This window comes from uncultured Clostridium sp., assembly GCF_934754925.1.
Classification (GTDB): Bacteria; Bacillota; Clostridia; order Clostridiales; family Clostridiaceae; genus Clostridium.
Map to the genome: position 1 here is coordinate 40355 of NZ_CAKVJA010000011.1, position 19261 is coordinate 59615.

Here is a 19261-nt window from a genome sequence, read left to right on the forward strand (position 1 = left end):
AGTAGTCTATTTTTATTATATTTAAGTATTGTATATTTTAATTAATGAATTTATTAAAACTTCAATATCATTAAATGTGTTAAAGTAACCAGGACTTACTCGAACAGTTCCTTTACCTTCAGTTCCTATAATTTTATGAATAAGTGGAGCACAATGATAGCTGGTACGTAAGTAAATTCCTTTATTATTTAAGGCTTCGCCTATTTCAGAACTATCAAATCTTTCCATATTAAAAGATAAAACAGGCGTTTTTATAGAGGAATTAGTCTCTCCATATAATTTTACATAAGGTAATTTTTTTAATTCAGAAGTTAGATATTCCATTAATTCAGTTTCATGATTGCGTATTGTATTAAGACTTGTATTTAATATAAAATTAACACCCTCATTCAATCCAACTATTCCAGGTGAATTTAAAGTACCACTTTCCATTTTATCGGGGTAAAAATCAGGTTGAATCATTGATTCAGAATTACTACCGGTACCCCCTTCCTTAATGGGAGATAGTGTTAAATTATCAGCTATATATAAACCACCGGTTCCTTGTAAACCAAAAAGTGATTTATGGCCAGGAAAAGCTAGTAGGTCGATATTCATTTTTTTTACATCTATATCACAATATCCAGCAGTTTGGGCAGAATCAACAATAAATATTAAGCCAAGTGATTTTGCTAAACAACCTATAGACTCAATATCTTGTACAGTTCCTAATACATTAGAACCATGATTAACGATTATTGCTTTTGTATTACTTTTAATAGACTTCTTGATTTCAGATAAATTTAAGTATCCCTTTAAATCTACAGGTAAAAAGGTAGTTTCTACATTATATTTTTTTAATGAGTATAGTGGCCTTAATACAGAGTTGTGTTCAATCATAGTTGTTATTACATGATCTCCAGGTTTGAGGATACCTTTAATGGCCATATTTAAAGAGTCTGTTGTATTAGAAGTAAAGATTATTCTAAGAGGATCATCAATATTGAATAATTTTGCAAGTATTTCTCTACAATTAAAAATTTTTAGTTCACATTTAAGAGACATGTTGTGTGACCCTCTACCCGGATTAGCACAATAAGTTCGTAAGCATTTATCTACCTCTGTATACACTTCATTTGGTTTGGGAAATGTGGTAGCTGCATTATCTAAATATATCATAGATCCTCCTTAAAGATTATATTTAAAATGTTATTTCTTCATAACAATATCTTCTTATTGCTGTATTTACATATTTTTTATGAATAGCTCTTATTGCAATATCATTATTTTTTATTAATTCAATTACTTTTTCAATTTCTGACTCATCAACTTCAATAGACCTTGCACAACCAGCGGATAAGCAACAAGGTGTTTGGATCATATAAATATTTAATTTATTACTCTTTAATAATCTATATAACAACATACTATTATTTGCAGAGTCAAAAGTTATTATATATATAGGTTTTTCAGACATATTATTTCCTCCTAGCTTATCTTTACTTTTAATATTATATTCAATAGCAGTATATAAAGTGTAAAGATATAGATAAAAGCTTTAAAAAGCATAAGTAAAATCATTAATACAAAATAGAATAGAAAAGTAAAATATTATATTAACAATAATTTGTAATGGAATACTATGTTGATATATTATAGTCATTTTGTTTATGAGTATAAAATAGATATTAGAAGAATTTAGTCTATTATAGCTTTATACAATCATAAATATAAAGAAGAATGCTATTTTATATTAGGAGTTGAGTTTAAATATGGCAAAGAAAAAATGGACAGTTATGATGTACTTAAATGGGAATAATGAACTAGGAATAGAGATGGAAAATACATTTAAAGAAGTATGTAAAATTAAAAATAGTGAAGTAAATATAGTTATACAATTAAGTAAAGCTCCCATTGAAATAGTCAATCTAATAAGACAAGATAAAAGTAGATATAAAGATGAATGGGTAGGAGCAAGGAGATATGCAATAACAAATGGAGATTTAAATTTAATAGAGGAATATTCCAATATAAATATGGCTGATTATAAGAACTTATATAAATTTTGTCAGTGGGCAGTAAAATATTATCCAGCAGATAGATATATGTTAGTTATTTCAGGACATGGTTTTATAGTAGCTAGTTTATCAGATTTATGTGGGGATAAACCTTATATTATGGGAATGTATGAGATGTGTTTTTCTATAAATAGCTTAAAACAAGATTTAAATATAGACATAGATATATTATCATTAGATATTTGTAATATGAATACTGTAGAGCTAATATATGAGCTAGGAAAAAATAAGAATAATACAATAAAATATTTAATGACCTATATTAATAATGGACCTCTTGAGGGGATGGAATATAAGGATATAATACCTTTATTAGATAGTAAAGATACTAAGAATATTTTAATGGATATAACTAAAAAGAGTATAAATAATATTGTAGTTGCAGAAGTAAAACATGGAAGGTTAGAAAAGATAAAAGAGTTAAGCAATAAGTTATCATTTTATTGGCTTTTAATAAATAATAAAAAGGCAACTGATAGGGAGATAAAATTATATAATGATCTTCATCAAAGAATAGATAAAGTTATTAATAAATTAGTAATAGCTAAAAATAATAGGGAGCAAAAGAAGTCATTATTGCATTTAATGTTTTATAACAAATATCAAATAGAGGATATTGAATCATTTACGAGATTTTATTATAAATTATCATTTACTAAAAATAATTACTGTAGTAATGTAATCGCAAAAAAAGATGTTAATGAAAAGCCTAATATGCAAAAATCAATTGTAGAACAGGAAGTCTTAGATAAGAGAGATATAGAATTGTTTATTAGAAATTTTAATGAGGATAAAATAGATGAAAAAAATATTGAAGATATAGCAAATGAGATATATAAACATAATAAATGGAGTATTTATTAAATGAATATAAAAACTAAGAATATTTCCAAATGAATAAGTTATTTAATAACTTATTAAAGAATGGTTTTAAACGCTTAAAAAAGTATTGAATTCAACTAAATATCCCTTTATAATATTGTTATGGAGGGATAAAAATGAAATTTCAAGGTAATTTTAAACAATATTTAAAGTGGTTATTAGGGAGTTATTTAGTAATAGGTATATTATTAGCTTTTAATAGTAAGCTTATTTTAGATTTTTCACTAAGTACATTTGTATTAGTAGGACCATTCGTATTATGTACAGTAGCGTATGGAGTTTTAACATTAAATAAAAAATATATAATTAGTGGAATAGGGGTTGGATTACTATATTTTGTAGCATTAATGGTATTTAGTCCAATATTTATGCCAAGCACTCATAGAAATTTAATTGGAAATGTAGAAGAAATAGAATTTTCAAGTGAAATTGAACATATAGATTTAAAACAACTACCTATTATTGATAAGGATTTAGCTTACAAATTAGCAGATAAAAAATTAGGAGAAATACCAAGCTTAGGTAGCCAAGTAACAATAGGAGATTTATCTTTACAAAGCGTAAATGGGCAATTATATTATGTAGGCCCATTAGAGCATTCATCATTCTTTAAATGGCTTACTAATAGAGAAGGAACAAAGGGGTATATTAAAGTAAGTGCTACTAATCAAAATGATGTACAATTAGTTACAGAATTAAATGGAGAAGATATACATTTAAAATATATTCCATCAGCTTATCTTTTTAGCGACTTAGATAGACATGCTTATTTAAATGATATGAAAGCTGGACATACAGATTATACTTTTGAATTAGATGATGAAGGAAATCCTTATTGGGTTATTACAAGATATGACAATGCTATTGGAATAACAGAGCAAAAAGCAATAGGGACAGAAATAATAAATGCACAAACAGGTGAAACTAATATTTATGATATAGAAAATACACCAAAATGGGTAGATAGAATACAGCCATCAAGTTATATAAATAATTATTTAAATAAATGGGGTGAGCTAGTTCATGGTATCTTAAACTTTAGTGATAAAGATAAATTAAAACCAACTAAAGGGATGAACATAATATTTAACGACGATGAGTGTTATTACTATACAGGAATAACATCGGTAGGAAATGATGAAGGATTAGTTGGATTTATGCTAACTAATACTAGAACTGGTGAAGCAAAAATGTACAAGACTTCAGGTGCAACTGAAGCTGCAAGTATGAAATCAGCAGAGGGTAAAGTTCAACAATATGGCTATACAGCAACATTCCCATATTTAATAAATATACAATCAGAGCCAACATATTTTATGACATTAAAGGATTCTAATGGGCTTGTTAAGCAATATGCTATGGTTAATGTTAAAAACTATAATACGGTTGCAGTAGGTGACACATTACAATCAACATTAAATAGATATTTAGAAGCTTTAACTAATACTAATATTTCATTAGAGGGAAGTAATAGTGAAGAATCATTAGTTGGCGAAGTTGAAAGAATAGGATTAGTTGTTAAAGAGGGTTCAAGTATTTATGATATAAAGATAAAAGGACAAGATAATTTCTTCTCAGTATCAACTGAAACATCAAGAGAAGTTGCCTTAACAAATATTGGTGATACTATTTCTATTAAATTTATAAAAGTAGGAGATGGACAATATATAATAACTAATTCTTTTGAAAATTTAACTTTAAAAAATCAGTCTGAAGATAGTAAAAAATTAGAAGAAGAAGTATCGATAAGTGATGATAAAGCTATTACAGAAGAGGATACGACAGATATAAATTAATATAAAAATAAGAAACTATCACATATTAATTGTGGTAGTTTCTTTGCTTTAAATAAGATAAAAAGTTAAGAAGAATTTTAGCCGTAATACCCCAAATAACATAATCATTATAGATATAAAATGGAATTTCGTAAGAGCCAGTAGAGAATTTATAATCATGTTTTTTAGGAATTAATTCATAAGGAAAGTTAGAATCAGGAGTAATATGAACTTTATTAATAAAAGTAGATACATTAGTATTTAGTAAAAAATCTAATGGAACAAAAAAAACTTCTTCGACTTCCTCAATATTAATTTTAATATTGCTAATATCTTCAATAAAAATTAAATATGGATGAATAAGAGTATTATAAGGAGATATGAAAATATCTAATGGAGATATAACTCTAATCTTATCTTCACATATTCCTATTTCTTCACAAGTTTCTCGTATGGCAGTAGTAAGAGGACTCTCTTCTTTTTCTATTTTTCCACCAGGAAAGCAAACTTCATTTGGTTGAGTACGGAGTGTTTTAGATCTAACCTCAAATAAAATATGCAAAGAATTATTATAATTAATAAGTGGAATAGTAACAGAAGCTCTTTTGAATTTTTCCCATCCATTAATGTATGGAGTATAATTTGTAAAAATATTATTTATATCATTAATCATAAAAATCACCTAATTATTTATATTAATAAAAGAAATATAATATACATGACCTTAAAAATGAGTTTGTTAAATAAAGAAAAACGATTTATAATTATAAATATTCTATATAAATATTTATAATTTAGGAGTAAATTGTGTATAAAGTTTGGTGTATAGCAGATATAAGAATAATTATAAATGAAATATCACAAAAATGGAATTATCCATGTGATATAAAAATAGAAATTTCTAAAAGAGCAAAGAAAAGAATGGGAGCTTTTTTTTATAAAAAATATAATAACAAAATAGAGCCTTTAAAATTTGTATTTGCTGAAGAATTATTAAATGGTAAGTATAGTGAAGAAGTTGTTAAAGAGGTAATAATTCATGAATATTTACACTATTATTGTAATACTATAACTAATAGTAATAATGGGCATAATAAGTTTTTTAAAGATTGTTGTATTAAAAGTGGTATATCTAGTAGTACAACATTTAAATATAATAGTGAATCAGAATTAGATTTATCAAAATATAAGTATAAGATATATTGTAGCAATTGTAAGAAGCTTGTATGTATGCATGTTAGAAAAAATTCTGCAGAAAGAAAAATAAGATTATATGTATCTAAATGTTGTAATCAAAAGCTATTTTGTGATAAGCTTTTATAGTGAAAATTTTAATAAAGTATAACATTAGAAGAGAAGGAGAATAGACTAATGAGTGAAGATATAAAAGAACTTCAAAATGAAGAAACTCAAATAATGACTTTCTTAGATGAAAATGGTAATAAGGTTCAATTTGAAGCTATTGCTAGAATTTATTTAGAGGATAAGGAATATTTATTATTAGCACCTGTTGAAGAAAAGGATAGCGAAGATATTTATGTGTTTAGAATAGATGAAGTAGATGGAAAGCAAGAGTTAAATCTTGTAGAAGATGATAAAGAGTTTATAGCAGTAAAGAAAGAGTATAATAAGTTATTATATTAATTATAAGGAGAAGAAAAGTGCAAGAATCACAAATTATAAAAATATTAAGTGAAAATGATTTATCAGATGTAGAGGTTTTAAAAAGCGGTGATGAATTTGCTTTAATAAATTTTTACTTTGATTTTGACAAAGATGTATTAGAGGCAGCTAAAGCTTATTCTAATGAAGAAAGTAATTTAGAAGAATACAGCAAAGATTGGTACAACGAATATTACTTCCCTTATCTGTATGATTTTGCTAATGATGAAGTATTAGAAATCATAGAAGATATAATAGAAGAATTAGGAATTGAAGGCGAAATGATGGCTATTCAAATGACTGAGAAAACTAGCGATTATGTACAATTTATGGCTTTATTTACAGAAGAAGATAGTAATATATCAATAGAAGAGGTAGTAAAGGATTACATGTCTAAATAAATTTTATAAAAAGGAATAGATTACTATTGAATTTCTGATATAATTTGATATAATAAAAGCATGAAATCCTGAGATGTGCGTTTAGCTTATGATGTTCAACCTACATTATATTTACGGGATTTGCAACAGATTTGTGGATGTCGGGCTTCATAAGATCAGAAGATGGCAGAAGCAAGTTGAGCAGAACCCACCTGCGAGCTGCAGGTGTGAATATTTAAGCGACCGGCATGTTGGGAATTAATTAGAATTAAACACCTCAATTTTGAGGTGTTTTTTTCATGTTATGCAGCTTTTGATTTAGGTATAGAATATTTATTTGAATGTTTTCTTTTATACTTTTTATAAATAAGATGTTGATATCTCCATAAATGGTTGTCCAAACTTTGAGATATGTATATAACGAAGTTATTTCTAGGAGATAGAAATTTCAAAAGTAAATTTAAAGTTATCTTTTGTAGAATAATTTTTCTTTTAAGACTTTTTTTGTTCATAAAGCACCTCCCTATGTTATTAATTAACATTATATGGATTATTATAACATAATTGGAAGAAAAGTAAAATAATATAATTTTACAAAAAAACACAAAACATTTAATTAATAAACATAAGTATCTTTAAAATCAAATTTGTTAATAATATATGGGAGATTAAAGATAGAAAAAAAGTAAATATTTTGCCGAAATTATCAAAAAGATGAAATAAAAAATATTTAAAGTTGATATTAAAAAGAAATAAATGTAAAATAAAAATAAGAAGTATTAAATATTTAAGATACTTAAATAAGGAAAGGATGTAAAAAATGGATTATACAAAAGCAAAAATTGAAGATGTAGTAATTAGAATAAATGAGTTATATAAGAAGAGCAAAGAAGAAGGCTTAAATGAACAAGAAAAGGAAGAACAACAAATTCTAAGAAGAAGATATATAGACAGTTATAAGGCGAATCTTAGAGCACAATTACAGGGTATTGAGCCTAAGAACAAAAAAAAGTAGAAGGTGATTAATATTGTCAGTTACTGTAGAAAAGTTAATATCAGATTTTGAATTAGAAGTTTTAGTTGAGGGCGAAAAGAATGTAAAGATATCTGTTAACGATATAAATAGACCTGGATTACAGTTAGCTGGTTTTTATAATTATTTTGCACCTGAAAGAATCCAAGTTATTGGAAAAGCTGAATGGAGCTTTTTAGATGACATGGGAATAGAACTTATGAGAAAAAGAATTAATAAGTATTTTAGTTTTGATTCTAAGTGTATAATTATTACTAGAGGATTAGAACCACATAATGAATTCCTAAAGGCTGCTAAAAAATCAAAGTCATGGTTGTTAAGAACCAATATGGTTACAACAAAATTTATAAGTAAACTTACTATGTATTTGGCCGGAAAACTTGCACCGGAAACTAGATTACATGGTGTTTTAATGGATGTATATGGTATAGGTATACTTATAACTGGAGAAAGTGGAATAGGAAAAAGTGAAACTGCATTAGAACTTATAAAAAGAGGTCATAGATTAGTATCTGATGATGCAGTTGATATTAAAGAAATAGATGGTAGTTTAATAGGTACATCACCTAGAATAACTATTGGAATGTTAGAAGTTAGGGGTATAGGTATTATTGATATATCTTCATTATATGGATTGAGTTCTATCTTACCATCAAAAGACATAAATTTGTTAATGCATTTTGAGCATTGGAAAGACGATGGAGATTATGATAGATTAGGAATTGATAAAGAAACACAAGATATACTTGGTGTAAAGGTTAGAAGATTAAGGGTGCCTGTTAGACCAGGAAGAAATATCGCAGTTATAATTGAAGCTGCAGCAGGTAATTATAGACACTCATTAATGTCAGATGTTACACCAGTAGATATTATAGAACAAAGAATGTGTGAAATTAGTGAAGAAGAATAAGGAGGGCTATATTATGAGTAAAGAGGCTAAAAAAAATGCATGGCTAAAATATGATGAAAGTGGAAAACAAGAGGTTTTTAATTTCTGTGAAGGATATAAGAATTATCTTTCAGTAGGAAAAACAGAAAGAGAATGTATTCATGAAGCCATAAGATTAGCTGAAGAAAAAGGTTATAGAAATTTAAATGAAATAATAAAGAATAATGAAACTTTAAAAGTTGGGGATAAAGTTTATTCTAATAATAAAGATAAAAGTCTTGCTTTATATTTAATAGGAAAAGATTCTATTGAAAATGGAATGAGAATTATAGGATCTCATGTTGATTCTCCAAGATTAGACTTAAAGCAAAATCCATTATATGAAGATAGTGAGTTAGCATTAATGGACACTCATTATTATGGTGGAGTAAAAAAATATCAATGGGTAGCATTACCACTTGCATTACATGGTATTGTAGTTAAAAAAGATGGGACAAAAATTAATGTTGTAGTAGGTGAGGATGATACTGATCCTGTACTTGGAATTTCAGATCTTTTAATACATCTTTCAGCACATCAATTACAAAAGAAAGCAAACGAAGTTATTGCTGGAGAAGATTTAAATGTTCTTGTTGGAAATATTCCATTAGAAGGTAAGGAAAAAGAAGCTGTTAAGGAAAATATATTAGTTCTTCTAAAAGATAAATATGATTTTGAAGAAGAAGATTTTATTTCAGCAGAGTTTGAAATTGTACCAGCAGGTAAAGCTAGGGATTTAGGTTTAGATAAGAGCATGGTAATGGGATATGGTCAAGATGATAGAATATGTGCATATACTTCATTAATGGCTTTATTAGAAGTTGAAAATGTTGAAAAGACTTCTGTTGTATTATTAGTAGATAAAGAGGAAGTAGGAAGCATTGGAGCAACAGGAATGCATTCAAGATTCTTTGAAAACTCTTTAGCTGAAGTAATGGATAGAATGGGACAATATTCTGAATTAAAGTTAAAGAGAGCTCTTCAAAATTCATTAATGTTATCAGCTGATGTTACTGCAGCTTTTGATCCAAATTATCCAGGGGTTTGCGAAAAGAAGAATACAGCTTATTTTGGAAGAGGATTAGTATTTAGTAAATATACTGGAGCAAGGGGTAAGAGTGGATGTAATGATGCAAATCCAGAATTCGTTGCTTGGCTTAGAAAGATTATGGAGAAAAATGATGTTGCATATCAAACAGCAGAACTTGGAAAGGTTGACCAAGGTGGCGGTGGAACTATCGCTTACATTTTAGCTCAATATAATATGGAAGTAATAGATTGCGGAGTTGCTCTGCAAAATATGCATGCTCCATGGGAAGTATCAAGTAAAGTTGATATATATGAAACTAAGAATGGATATAAAGCATTTTTAATTGAAGAATAAATAGTTTAAAAATAAGAGTTGCCAATGGCAACTCTTATTTAGTGTTAAGTTTATTTAAAAACTTTTGCAGTCTATGTTCTTCCATAGATTGAGAACCTAATATTCCATGTTTTGCATCTTCACCTTCATGACCATGTGAGTCAGAGCCACAAGAAGTTAATATATCTTTTTCATCTACAATCTTTAAGAAGTTTTCAGTATCTTCAGCAGTATTAAGGCCATAGATGCCTTCGATACCATCAAAATCAAGATGAAGTACGTCAAGTACATGTAATTTTTTTAACAATACAGGGTGAGCTAAAATTACAAGAGCGTTATAAGTTCTTAATAATTTAATTCCCTCTTCTGCATCTAATTTATTTGCTGGTATATATGCAGGACAATGATCTCCAATAAAGTTATCAAAGATATATTCTTTTGTATAAGGATAACCAGCATCTATTATAGCTTTAGCTATATGAGGTCTTGCAATAGTATCTTTACCATTTTTAAGAACTTCATTAACATCTATTTCAATATTATTAAATTCCTTTAATCTTTTAACTATTTCATGAGCACGAGCAATTCTTTTTTTCTTTAAATCTTCTAAAAAGTGATTTAAATCTGGATTTTTATAATCATCACCTTTGAAGTACCCTAAAATATGAATAGTTTCCCCTTTATAAGTTGTAGATAACTCCACTCCTGGAATAAAGTGCATGTCTAGTTTGTCAGCTTCAGATTTTGCTTCCTCTATTCCAGATAGAGTATCGTGGTCAGTTAATGCTAGATATTTTACTCCTCTATCATAAGCTTTTCTTACAACATCTTTAGGTGAATATTTACCATCTGATGCAGTAGAATGTGTATGTAAATCGCATATAATCATAATAAATTTAAACTCCTTTCAAGTAAGTGTTTTGTAGTATATAAAGCTATGATATAATTTATTCATCAATAATGCAATAATAATGAATTAACTTTTCTTATAGGTAAAGTTATTAGTTGTGAGTAATATATTATTAATAATTTATGTTTAAATAAAAAAAATATAGCTTGAAATTAGAAAATTTGAAATTTTACAAATGAAATTGGAGGAATATAATGCTTTTAATGATTGATAACTATGATTCTTTTGTATATAACTTAGTTAGATATTTTGAAGAGTTAGGGGAAGAAATTATTATTTATAGAAATGATAAAATTACTATTAAAGATATAGAAAGTATGAATATAGATGGAATAGTTATTTCTCCAGGGCCAAAGTCACCTAATGAGGCTGGATTAAGTTTAGATATTATTGATAAGTTTAAAGATAGGCTTCCTATATTAGGAATTTGTTTAGGGCATCAATGCATAGGACATTATTTTAACGCTGTTGTCAAAAAGGGAAATGAACCGGTTCATGGAAAAATTTTTAACATAACTCATAATAATAAAGGGATATTTAAAAATGTAAAGAATCCTTTAAGAGTTACAAGATATCATTCGTTAATAGTGGATAAAGAAAATTTTCCAGATGATTTAGAAATAATTAGTGAGACTGAAGATAAGATAATAATGGGAATTAAGCATAAAGAGTATCATATATATGGAGTTCAATTCCATCCAGAAGCTGAAATGACAGAAGAGGGGCATAAAATTTTAAATAATTTTATCAAAATAACAAAGGAATTTAGCAAAAAACATAATAAATGCTAATAAAAATACTATTAGGAGTGAGGTAAGTGGGGTTAATTAAAATAGAATTTAATAGTGAATTAAATGCATTTGAAGTATATAATTTATTTAAAAATCAAACAGATACAATATTATTAGATAGTTCTAAGGAAGATAAAAATCTTTCTAAATATTCTTTTATTGGAGTAAATCCATTTTTAAAATTTGAAGTAAAAAATGAAAATACATATATAAATGGTAATATAGTTGAAGGTGATCCATTTAAAATATTAGAAAACTTAGTAAATGAATATAGATATGATATAGAAGATAATATACCGTTATTAAGTGGGGCTATGGGATATATTTCTTATGATACTGGAAGGTTATTAGAAGAATTACCTAATACAGCTGAAGAAGATTTTAATATACCAGACATGAGATTTGTTTTTTATAAGAATATAATAATATTTGATTTAATTAATGACAAAAAATATATAACTGATTTAGATGGAAATATTGAAAATATACATATTCTTTTGAAAGTAATAGATAGTGGAGAAAAAATTCATGATGAAATAGTACGTGAAAAAAGTGAAAATAATTTTTACTCAAATTTTATTAAAGAAGATTATAAGAAAGCAGTTACTAGATTAAAGGAATACATAGTGTCTGGAGATGTTTATATTGCAAATATGACACAAAGATTTTGGTGTCATAATGAAGAGGATTCCTTTAATATATACAAGAAATTAAGAAGCATAAATAAGGCTCCTTTTTCAGCATATTTAAACTTTGAAGATTTTCAAATAATAAGCTCGTCACCAGAAAGATTTGTTCAAGTATTTAATAATAAAGCACATACAAGGCCTATAAAAGGGACAAGACCTAGAGGTAACAATGTTGAAGAGGATGAAAAGAATAAATTAGAACTTATTGATAGCGAGAAGGATAAGGCAGAGCTATTAATGGTTGTAGATTTAGAGAGAAATGACTTTAGTAAAGTTTGTAAACCACATACAGTTAAGGTAACTGAAAATTTCAAACTAGAGGAATATGCTACAGTATTTCATTTAGTTTCTACCGTAGAGGGGGAACTAAAGGATAATGTTTCATCTGTAAGATGTATAAAAGAGTGTTTTCCAGGTGGATCAATAACAGGAACTCCTAAAATAAGAGCTATGGAAATAATCGAAGAATTAGAAGGGATTAAAAGAAATATTTATACAGGCTCTATAGGATATTTTGATTTTAGGGGTAATTGTGACTTTAATATAGTAATAAGAACAATAATCAAAAAAAATAATAAGGCATACTTTGGTGTGGGTGGCGGAATTACTTATGATTCAATAGAGGAAGATGAGTATAGTGAAACATTAGATAAAGCAAAGGCCTTAATGAGAGTATTATAAGAGGAAAATGTATGAGAGAACTTATATATGATAATGATACTATAAATATAGATAGTGGAGTCTTTTTTGGTAGGGGAGTTTTTGAAACTATATTAATAACAACAATACCAATATTTTTAGAAGAGCATATAAAAAGGCTAAATAAATCAATTATAGAACTAGAGCTAGGTGAATTAATATATATAGAAGATGTAATTGAGTTTATAAATAAACATAATATAAAAAATAAAGCCTTAAAAATTACTGTAACTGAGAAGAATTTAATTTATTCTATAAGAGAAATAAAATATAAAGATAGTGATTATCAAAGAGGGTTTAAAGTTGGAATTTCTAAGGTCTTAAGAAATTCTACTTCTAGGATAGTGAGTTTTAAAACTTTAAATTATTTAGAAAATATTATAGAATATGAATTATGTCAAAGAAATGATTTAAACGAATCAATTTTTTTTAATGAAAAGGGTAATTTATGTGAAGGATGTACAACTAATATTTTTATTATTAAAGATAAAGTAATATATACTCCATCAATTAAGTGTGGATTATTACCAGGAATAGTTCGTCAATGGATTATTAATAATTTTGATGTAATAGAGAAAGAAATAACAAGAGAAGAATTATTAAATAGTGATGAGGTTTTCTTAACTAATTCATTAGTTGGGGTTATAAAAGTTTCTAATATAGAAAACAAACTATTTAATAGTGAAATTATTGAAAAAATAAAAGAGCAATATGATAAAGCAATAAATGGAGGCGAGTAACATGAATAAAGAGAAGATAATGGAAGGTGTAAAATTAATACTAGAAGGTATAGGAGAAGATATTAACAGAGAAGGATTAATAGAAACACCAGATAGAATAGCAAGAATGTATATGGAAATCTTTGAAGGGATAGGTAAGGATGCTAGAGAAGTATTATCTAAAACATTCTCAGTGGAAAATAATGATTTAGTATTAGAAAAAGATATAACATTCTTTTCTATGTGCGAACATCATTTAGTGCCGTTTTTTGGAAAAGCCCATATAGCATATATACCTAAAGGCAAGGTAGCAGGACTTTCAAAGCTTGCAAGAACAGTTGAGGTTTATGCCAAAAAGCCACAATTACAAGAAAGATTAACAACAGAAATAGCAGATGCCATAATGGAATATTTAGATGCAGAAGGTGCTATGGTTGTAATTGAAGCAGAACATACATGTATGACTATGAGAGGAGTTAAGAAACCAGGAGCTAAGACTGTAACTACTACTTATAGAGGTGTATTTAGAGAAAATATAGAATTACGAAGAGAAGTTATGAACTTTATAAGATAGTTTTTTAGGTTAATAGTTAATAGAAATTGAATAGAAGTGAAAATATAAATTTAGTATATTTAAGTTAAACAATAATTATTAACTTTAAAGAAGGTGTAACATGGAGAATGTAAATATAATTCTTAATAATAAAAAATATAAGCAAGCCTTAAAAAAAATAGAAGAGTATGAGAAGGATAGAGAGTTTTGTAATCATACTATAGAACATTTTATGGATGTATCAAGAATTGCATATATAATGATTTTGGAGGAAAACTTAAATGTTTCAAAAGAAATTGTTTATGCAATTGGATTGTTACATGATATAGGTAGAGTAAAGCAATATGAAGAAGGAATTCATCATGATATTGCTAGTGTAGAAATAAGCAGAGAAATATTAAAAGAAACAAGCTTTACAAAGAATGAAATTAATATTATTTTAAATGGAATTGCTAATCATAGAAAAGAAAGTGATAATAAATTAGAAGAAATAATATATAAGGCGGATAAACTATCTAGGCAATGTTTTAATTGTAAAGCTGAAAAAGAATGTTATTGGAGTAGTGAAAAGAAAAACTTTAAGATAACATATTAAGGAGGAAAAGGAATTGAGAATAGGAAATAAGGAATATAAGTTAGGTGAAAGAACTTATATAATGGGTATATTAAATGTAACACCAGATTCATTTTCAGATGGTGGAAAATTTAATGAAATAGAGGCTGCTGTAAATCAAGCTAAAAAACTAGTGGAAGATGGGGCTGATATTATAGATGTTGGTGGAGAATCAACGAGACCAGGAGCAGAGTATGTAACAGAGGAAGAAGAAATAAAAAGAGTAGTTCCGATAATTAAAGCTATAAAAAAAGAGCTAGATGTTACTATATCAATAGATACATATAAAAGTAAAACAGCAGAAGAAGCTATAAAAGCTGGAGCAGACATTATAAATGATATTTGGGGAGCTAAATATGATAAAAATATAGCTAAAGTAGCTGCAAAATATAATGTTCCAATTGTTTTAATGCATAACAGAGAGGATAAGCCTTATGAGAATTTAATGATGGATGTAATAAGCGATTTACAAGAAAGTATTGATATTGCATTAGAAGCTGGGGTAAAAAAGGAAAATATAATTTTAGATCCAGGTATAGGATTTGCTAAGACTTATGAAGAAAACTTAATAGTAATGAATAATTGTGAAATTATAAGGAAGATGGGATATCCAGTACTTTTAGGAACATCAAGAAAGTCTATGATTGGATTAACTTTAAATTTACCTGTTAATGAGAGAGTTGAGGGAACACTTGCAACTACTGTTATAGGAATAATGAAGGGGATGGAATTTGTTAGAGTTCATGATGTTTTAGAAAATAAAAGAGTAGCTGTTATGACAGATACTATATTAAAAGCAAAGTAGGTAAGAAAATGGATAAAATATATTTAAAAGATATTGAAATTTTTGCAAACCATGGTGTTTTCCAAGAAGAAAAAACATTAGGTCAAAGGTTTATATTATCATTAGAGTTATCATTAGATATTAAGGAAGCTGCAACAACTTGTGATTTAACTAAGTCAGTTCATTATGGGGAGTTATGTCATAAGGTTATAGATATTTTCCAAGAAGAATCTTTAGATTTAATTGAAAGTGTTGTAAATAAGGTAGCTAACTTCATTTTAGATAATTATTCAATGGTTAAAGGTGTTAAAGTATTATTAAAAAAACCATGGGCACCTATAGGAAGACATTTAGATTATGCAGCAGTTGAAATTACTAGAGAGAGACATTTTGCCTATATAACAATGGGAAGTAATATGGGAAATAAGGAAGAAAACCTTAAAAATGCTATGAAAAAAATTGAAGAGGTTAGTGGAATAAAAATTATTAAAACTTCATCTTTGATAGTTACAGAGCCATGGGGAAATGAAAATCAAGAAGAATTTTTAAATGCTGCAATTAAAGTAGAAACATATTTAACGCCAAGAGAACTTATGTCTGAACTTCTTAGAATAGAGCATGAACTTGGAAGAGTTAGAGAAATGAAATGGGGACCAAGAATAATAGATTTAGATATAGTTTTATATGATGATATAGTAAGTAATGATGAATTTGTTATTTTACCACATCCATTAATGCACTTAAGAGATTTTGTATTAAAGCCATTAAATGAAATAGCACCATATGCATTACATCCATTAAAAAATAAGAGAATTTTTGAACTTATAGAGTAAAAATAATACACTCAAAATATCTATGATTTCATAGAGTATTTTGAGTGTATTTCTATTTTTAGTAGGTAGCAAATTAATTGTTAGAATTAGCTTTATTAATTATATAAACACAAAATGAGTAAATATTATTCCTCATAGGGATATCAGTCATAGTTATCATATCTTCTTCTAAATTTCCATCCCAAGGAAAGAGTGTTATAGAATTTTTATCATAAACATTTATAACATATTTTGAGTTATCATTATCAAATTCAATAATAAGCTTATATTTAACTTTTTCATCTTCTAAATTTAGTTCGCTTACATAGTTATCGTTATTTAAAGATTCTAAAAAACAAGGCAAAATATCTTCATCTTCTTCTGCAACTTCATGATATTCATAAAAGTTAACATCAAAGACTTTAAGGGAATAGCTTTCACTATTCTTTATTTTTTCGTAAATTTCACTTGAGTAATAATAAAGATTAGGTTTAGTTCTAAGGTTTATGTATTTAGGATCATTAAAAACACAGCCAGATAAAAGAGTAACTAATAACAATATATAAATAAACTTTAAGTATTTCATTTTATCCTCCTAGAAAATGCTTATATAAATAATTATTCTGTAAAAGTATATTTTAGAACAAAGCTAAAGTATAAATAACTTTTTATTACTTTATAAACAAATTAATTATTATGAAATGTATTAAGTAAATATATGATAAAAATATAATTTATTTAAATATAAAAGTAACAATATGTAATAAAAAGAAAAAATTATAATAGTATAAATTATAAGCAATATATAGGTAGGGTATTAATGAAAATAATTGCAACTATTGGGCCTAACTCATCAAATAAAAAGGTTTTAGCAGAATTAATTAATAATGGGGTAGATATTTTTAGATTGAATTTTTCACATTTCTATGCAAATGAATTTATAAGAATATTAAATGACTCTAGAAGGATAAAAAAAGATATAAACATTATGGCAGATTTATGTGGGAAAAAGGTTAGAGTAGCTGAAACTTTAAAAAATGTATTTAAAGTTTATGTTAATGATGTAGTTTATTTTTGTAGTGTTGATGTATATTCTTTAATTGATAATAGCGATGATAAAATTAAAATTATTCCACTTAATATAAAGTCTGACATTATAGAGAAGAATGATATTAAAAGAATATCTATGAAAGATGGGACTATGAATTTTGAAGTTGTTGATAAAGATAAAGTATTTTTAAAAGCCATAGCAAAAGATAGTGGTATAATTAGGGGAGGAAAGGGATGTAATATTCCAGGCGCTTATTTAGGAGAAGATTCATTGAGTGAGAAGGATAAAGAAAATTTAAGGTGGGCCATTAATAATAATATAGATATAATTGCACAATCTTATGTTGAAAGTTCTAGGGATATATTATGTGTAAGAGAATACATAAAAAAGTTTAAGAGAGATCAAAGAAATATTAAGATATTTTCTAAGATAGAGACTATAGTGGGATTAAATAATTATAAAGAGATAATGAACTGCAGTGATGGAATTGTTATTGCAAGAGGTGATTTGGTACCAGAGTGTGGAATAATGGTTTCTGTAAAAGAGGAATTTGAATTATTGATGAAGTTAAGAAATGAGAAGTATGATAAGGAAATAATAATAGCAACTCATGTATTAGATAGTATGAAGAATGGATTAAATAGTAGTATAAGTGAGATAGAGAGTATATATTCATTTATAAATAATGGAGTAACTGGATTTTTATTAGCAGGAGAAACTTCTATTGGGAAATATCCAGTACAAACAGCTAAATTATTAAATGAATTAATTAAAAGGTACAAGAGGTAATAAGTGTTAAGGTATAGACAAACTATTTTTTCATATGTATTATAAAATAGTACATCTATACTAAGGAGGAAATTTAATGAGTGAACAAGAGAAGAATTTGCGTTGGTACAACTTAGCTATGATGGCATTTGTATCAGTGTGGGGATTTGGTAATGTTGTAAATAACTTTGCAAATCAAGGATTAACAGTAGTTGTATCATGGGTACTTATAATTGGATTATATTTTGTACCTTATGCATTAATGGTAGGAGAGCTAGGATCTGTCTTTAAGGATAGTAAAGGGGGAGTAAGTTCTTGGATAAGAGGAACTTTTGGGACTACTTTAGCTTATTTTGCAGGATGGACATATTGGGTAGTTCATATACCATATTTAGCACAGAAGCCACAAGCAGCTTTAATAGCATTAGGATGGACTGTAAAGCAAGATGGTAACTTTATAAAGGGGATGGATCCATTAGTAGCTCAATTGTTAACGTTAGCGGTATTTTTATTCTTTTTATGGGTTGCATCAAGAGGTGTAACATCTTTAAAAATGATAGGAACAATAGCAGGTACATCAGTATTTGTTATGTCTCTTTTATATGTTATATTAATGTTAGCTGCACCTTCAATTAGAGGAATACAATCAGCAACAGTAGATTTTAGTATTAAAAATATGATGCCGAACTTTAATTTTTCATATTTTACTACATTATCAATGTTAGTGTTTGCTGTTGGGGGAGCTGAAAAAATATCTCCATATGTAAATGATATGAAAAAGCCAAGTAAAGA

The 19261-nt window shown here is 27.0% G+C and carries 23 protein-coding genes and 1 other RNA gene; 18 read left to right on the forward strand and 6 right to left on the reverse strand.

The window, feature by feature from the left end; all coding sequences use genetic code 11:
• Positions 1-21 precede the first annotated feature (21 nt).
• Entirely contained in the window at positions 22-1158 is a 1137-nt protein-coding gene (locus Q0G30_RS05760) for an aminotransferase class V-fold PLP-dependent enzyme (RefSeq protein ID WP_294387728.1), read from the reverse strand.
• Between the two features lie 22 nt (positions 1159-1180).
• Positions 1181-1456: a DUF3343 domain-containing protein gene (locus tag Q0G30_RS05765; RefSeq protein ID WP_195468252.1), complete on the reverse strand. Its 276-nt coding sequence runs from the start codon at positions 1454-1456 to the stop codon at positions 1181-1183.
• A gap of 295 nt (positions 1457-1751) precedes the next feature.
• Here Q0G30_RS05765 and Q0G30_RS05770 point away from each other — a divergent pair, with 295 nt between their 5' ends.
• Both Q0G30_RS05770 and Q0G30_RS05775 read left to right on the forward strand, forming a co-directional pair.
• A complete protein-coding gene (locus Q0G30_RS05770; RefSeq protein ID WP_195468253.1) occupies positions 1752-2921 on the forward strand; it encodes a clostripain-related cysteine peptidase in 1170 nt (389 codons plus the stop codon).
• Between the two features lie 134 nt (positions 2922-3055).
• Complete coding sequence (locus Q0G30_RS05775) at positions 3056-4735, forward strand: YrzE family protein (protein ID WP_294387733.1); 1680 nt, start codon at positions 3056-3058, stop codon at positions 4733-4735.
• Positions 4736-4760: 25 nt separating this feature from the next.
• Here Q0G30_RS05775 and Q0G30_RS05780 read toward each other — a convergent pair whose 3' ends face one another.
• Complete coding sequence (locus tag Q0G30_RS05780) at positions 4761-5387, reverse strand: CoA pyrophosphatase (protein ID WP_294387735.1); 627 nt, start codon at positions 5385-5387, stop codon at positions 4761-4763.
• A gap of 134 nt (positions 5388-5521) precedes the next feature.
• Between Q0G30_RS05780 and Q0G30_RS05785 the strand changes: the two genes are divergently transcribed.
• The 4 genes from Q0G30_RS05785 (at position 5522) to ssrS (ending at position 7018) form a co-directional block, all read left to right on the forward strand.
• Complete coding sequence (locus Q0G30_RS05785; RefSeq protein ID WP_294387739.1) at positions 5522-6037, forward strand: SprT-like domain-containing protein; 516 nt, start codon at positions 5522-5524, stop codon at positions 6035-6037.
• A 48-nt stretch (positions 6038-6085) separates the two neighbouring features.
• Entirely contained in the window at positions 6086-6358 is a 273-nt protein-coding gene (locus Q0G30_RS05790) for a DUF1292 domain-containing protein (RefSeq protein ID WP_294387741.1), read from the forward strand.
• Between the two features lie 17 nt (positions 6359-6375).
• A complete protein-coding gene (locus Q0G30_RS05795; protein WP_294387744.1) occupies positions 6376-6777 on the forward strand; it encodes a hypothetical protein in 402 nt (133 codons plus the stop codon).
• 62 nt (positions 6778-6839) lie between these two features.
• Positions 6840-7018: non-coding RNA, 6S RNA (ssrS, locus tag Q0G30_RS05800), on the forward strand.
• A 40-nt stretch (positions 7019-7058) separates the two neighbouring features.
• Here ssrS and Q0G30_RS05805 read toward each other — a convergent pair.
• The gene (locus Q0G30_RS05805) at positions 7059-7268 is read right to left on the reverse strand and encodes a hypothetical protein (RefSeq protein WP_294387747.1); all 210 of its coding nucleotides are present in this window, start codon (positions 7266-7268) and stop codon (positions 7059-7061) included.
• 308 nt (positions 7269-7576) lie between these two features.
• Between Q0G30_RS05805 and Q0G30_RS05810 the strand changes: the two genes are divergently transcribed.
• Genes Q0G30_RS05810 through Q0G30_RS05820 form a run of 3 tightly spaced genes read left to right on the forward strand, consistent with a single transcriptional unit; the run spans position 7577 to position 10101 of the window.
• Positions 7577-7771 carry a DUF896 domain-containing protein gene (locus Q0G30_RS05810; RefSeq protein WP_294387748.1) on the forward strand — a complete coding sequence of 65 codons (195 nt, stop codon included), beginning with the start codon at positions 7577-7579 and terminating at the stop codon, positions 7769-7771.
• Between the two features lie 13 nt (positions 7772-7784).
• Complete coding sequence (gene hprK, locus Q0G30_RS05815) at positions 7785-8699, forward strand: HPr(Ser) kinase/phosphatase (RefSeq protein WP_294387749.1); 915 nt, start codon at positions 7785-7787, stop codon at positions 8697-8699.
• Positions 8700-8712: 13 nt separating this feature from the next.
• A complete protein-coding gene (locus tag Q0G30_RS05820; protein ID WP_294387752.1) occupies positions 8713-10101 on the forward strand; it encodes an aminopeptidase in 1389 nt (462 codons plus the stop codon).
• 34 nt (positions 10102-10135) lie between these two features.
• Here Q0G30_RS05820 and Q0G30_RS05825 read toward each other — a convergent pair whose 3' ends face one another.
• Complete coding sequence (locus Q0G30_RS05825; protein ID WP_294387753.1) at positions 10136-10969, reverse strand: PHP domain-containing protein; 834 nt, start codon at positions 10967-10969, stop codon at positions 10136-10138.
• Positions 10970-11184: 215 nt separating this feature from the next.
• On the opposite strand from Q0G30_RS05825, the gene Q0G30_RS05830 reads away from it, so the two are divergent.
• The 7 genes from Q0G30_RS05830 (at position 11185) to folK (ending at position 16671) form a co-directional block, all read left to right on the forward strand.
• Positions 11185-11781, forward strand: a complete 597-nt coding sequence (locus Q0G30_RS05830) for an aminodeoxychorismate/anthranilate synthase component II (protein WP_294387755.1) — start codon at positions 11185-11187, stop codon at positions 11779-11781.
• 26 nt (positions 11782-11807) lie between these two features.
• Complete coding sequence (pabB, locus tag Q0G30_RS05835) at positions 11808-13151, forward strand: aminodeoxychorismate synthase component I (RefSeq protein WP_294387758.1); 1344 nt, start codon at positions 11808-11810, stop codon at positions 13149-13151.
• A gap of 11 nt (positions 13152-13162) precedes the next feature.
• The gene (locus Q0G30_RS05840; RefSeq protein ID WP_294387761.1) at positions 13163-13909 is read left to right on the forward strand and encodes an aminotransferase class IV; all 747 of its coding nucleotides are present in this window, start codon (positions 13163-13165) and stop codon (positions 13907-13909) included.
• A gap of 1 nt (position 13910) precedes the next feature.
• Positions 13911-14462, forward strand: a complete 552-nt coding sequence (folE, locus tag Q0G30_RS05845) for a GTP cyclohydrolase I FolE (RefSeq protein ID WP_294387764.1) — start codon at positions 13911-13913, stop codon at positions 14460-14462.
• A gap of 100 nt (positions 14463-14562) precedes the next feature.
• Positions 14563-15036, forward strand: coding sequence for an HD domain-containing protein (locus tag Q0G30_RS05850; protein ID WP_294387767.1), 474 nt, complete (start codon positions 14563-14565; stop codon positions 15034-15036).
• A 13-nt stretch (positions 15037-15049) separates the two neighbouring features.
• Complete coding sequence (gene folP / locus Q0G30_RS05855) at positions 15050-15859, forward strand: dihydropteroate synthase (RefSeq protein ID WP_294387770.1); 810 nt, start codon at positions 15050-15052, stop codon at positions 15857-15859.
• Between the two features lie 8 nt (positions 15860-15867).
• On the forward strand, positions 15868-16671 hold the full coding sequence (folK, locus tag Q0G30_RS05860; protein ID WP_294387771.1) for a 2-amino-4-hydroxy-6-hydroxymethyldihydropteridine diphosphokinase: 804 nt from the start codon (positions 15868-15870) through the stop codon (positions 16669-16671).
• 73 nt (positions 16672-16744) lie between these two features.
• On the opposite strand, the gene Q0G30_RS05865 is transcribed toward folK, so the two are convergent.
• Positions 16745-17236: a DUF4883 family protein gene (locus Q0G30_RS05865; protein ID WP_294387772.1), complete on the reverse strand. Its 492-nt coding sequence runs from the start codon at positions 17234-17236 to the stop codon at positions 16745-16747.
• Between the two features lie 234 nt (positions 17237-17470).
• Here Q0G30_RS05865 and Q0G30_RS05870 point away from each other — a divergent pair, with 234 nt between their 5' ends.
• Positions 17471-18490: a pyruvate kinase gene (locus Q0G30_RS05870; RefSeq protein ID WP_294387774.1), complete on the forward strand. Its 1020-nt coding sequence runs from the start codon at positions 17471-17473 to the stop codon at positions 18488-18490.
• Positions 18491-18566: 76 nt separating this feature from the next.
• Positions 18567-19261 (forward strand): amino acid permease (locus Q0G30_RS05875; RefSeq protein WP_294387775.1); only part of this gene is annotated, 695 nt, incomplete at its 3' end.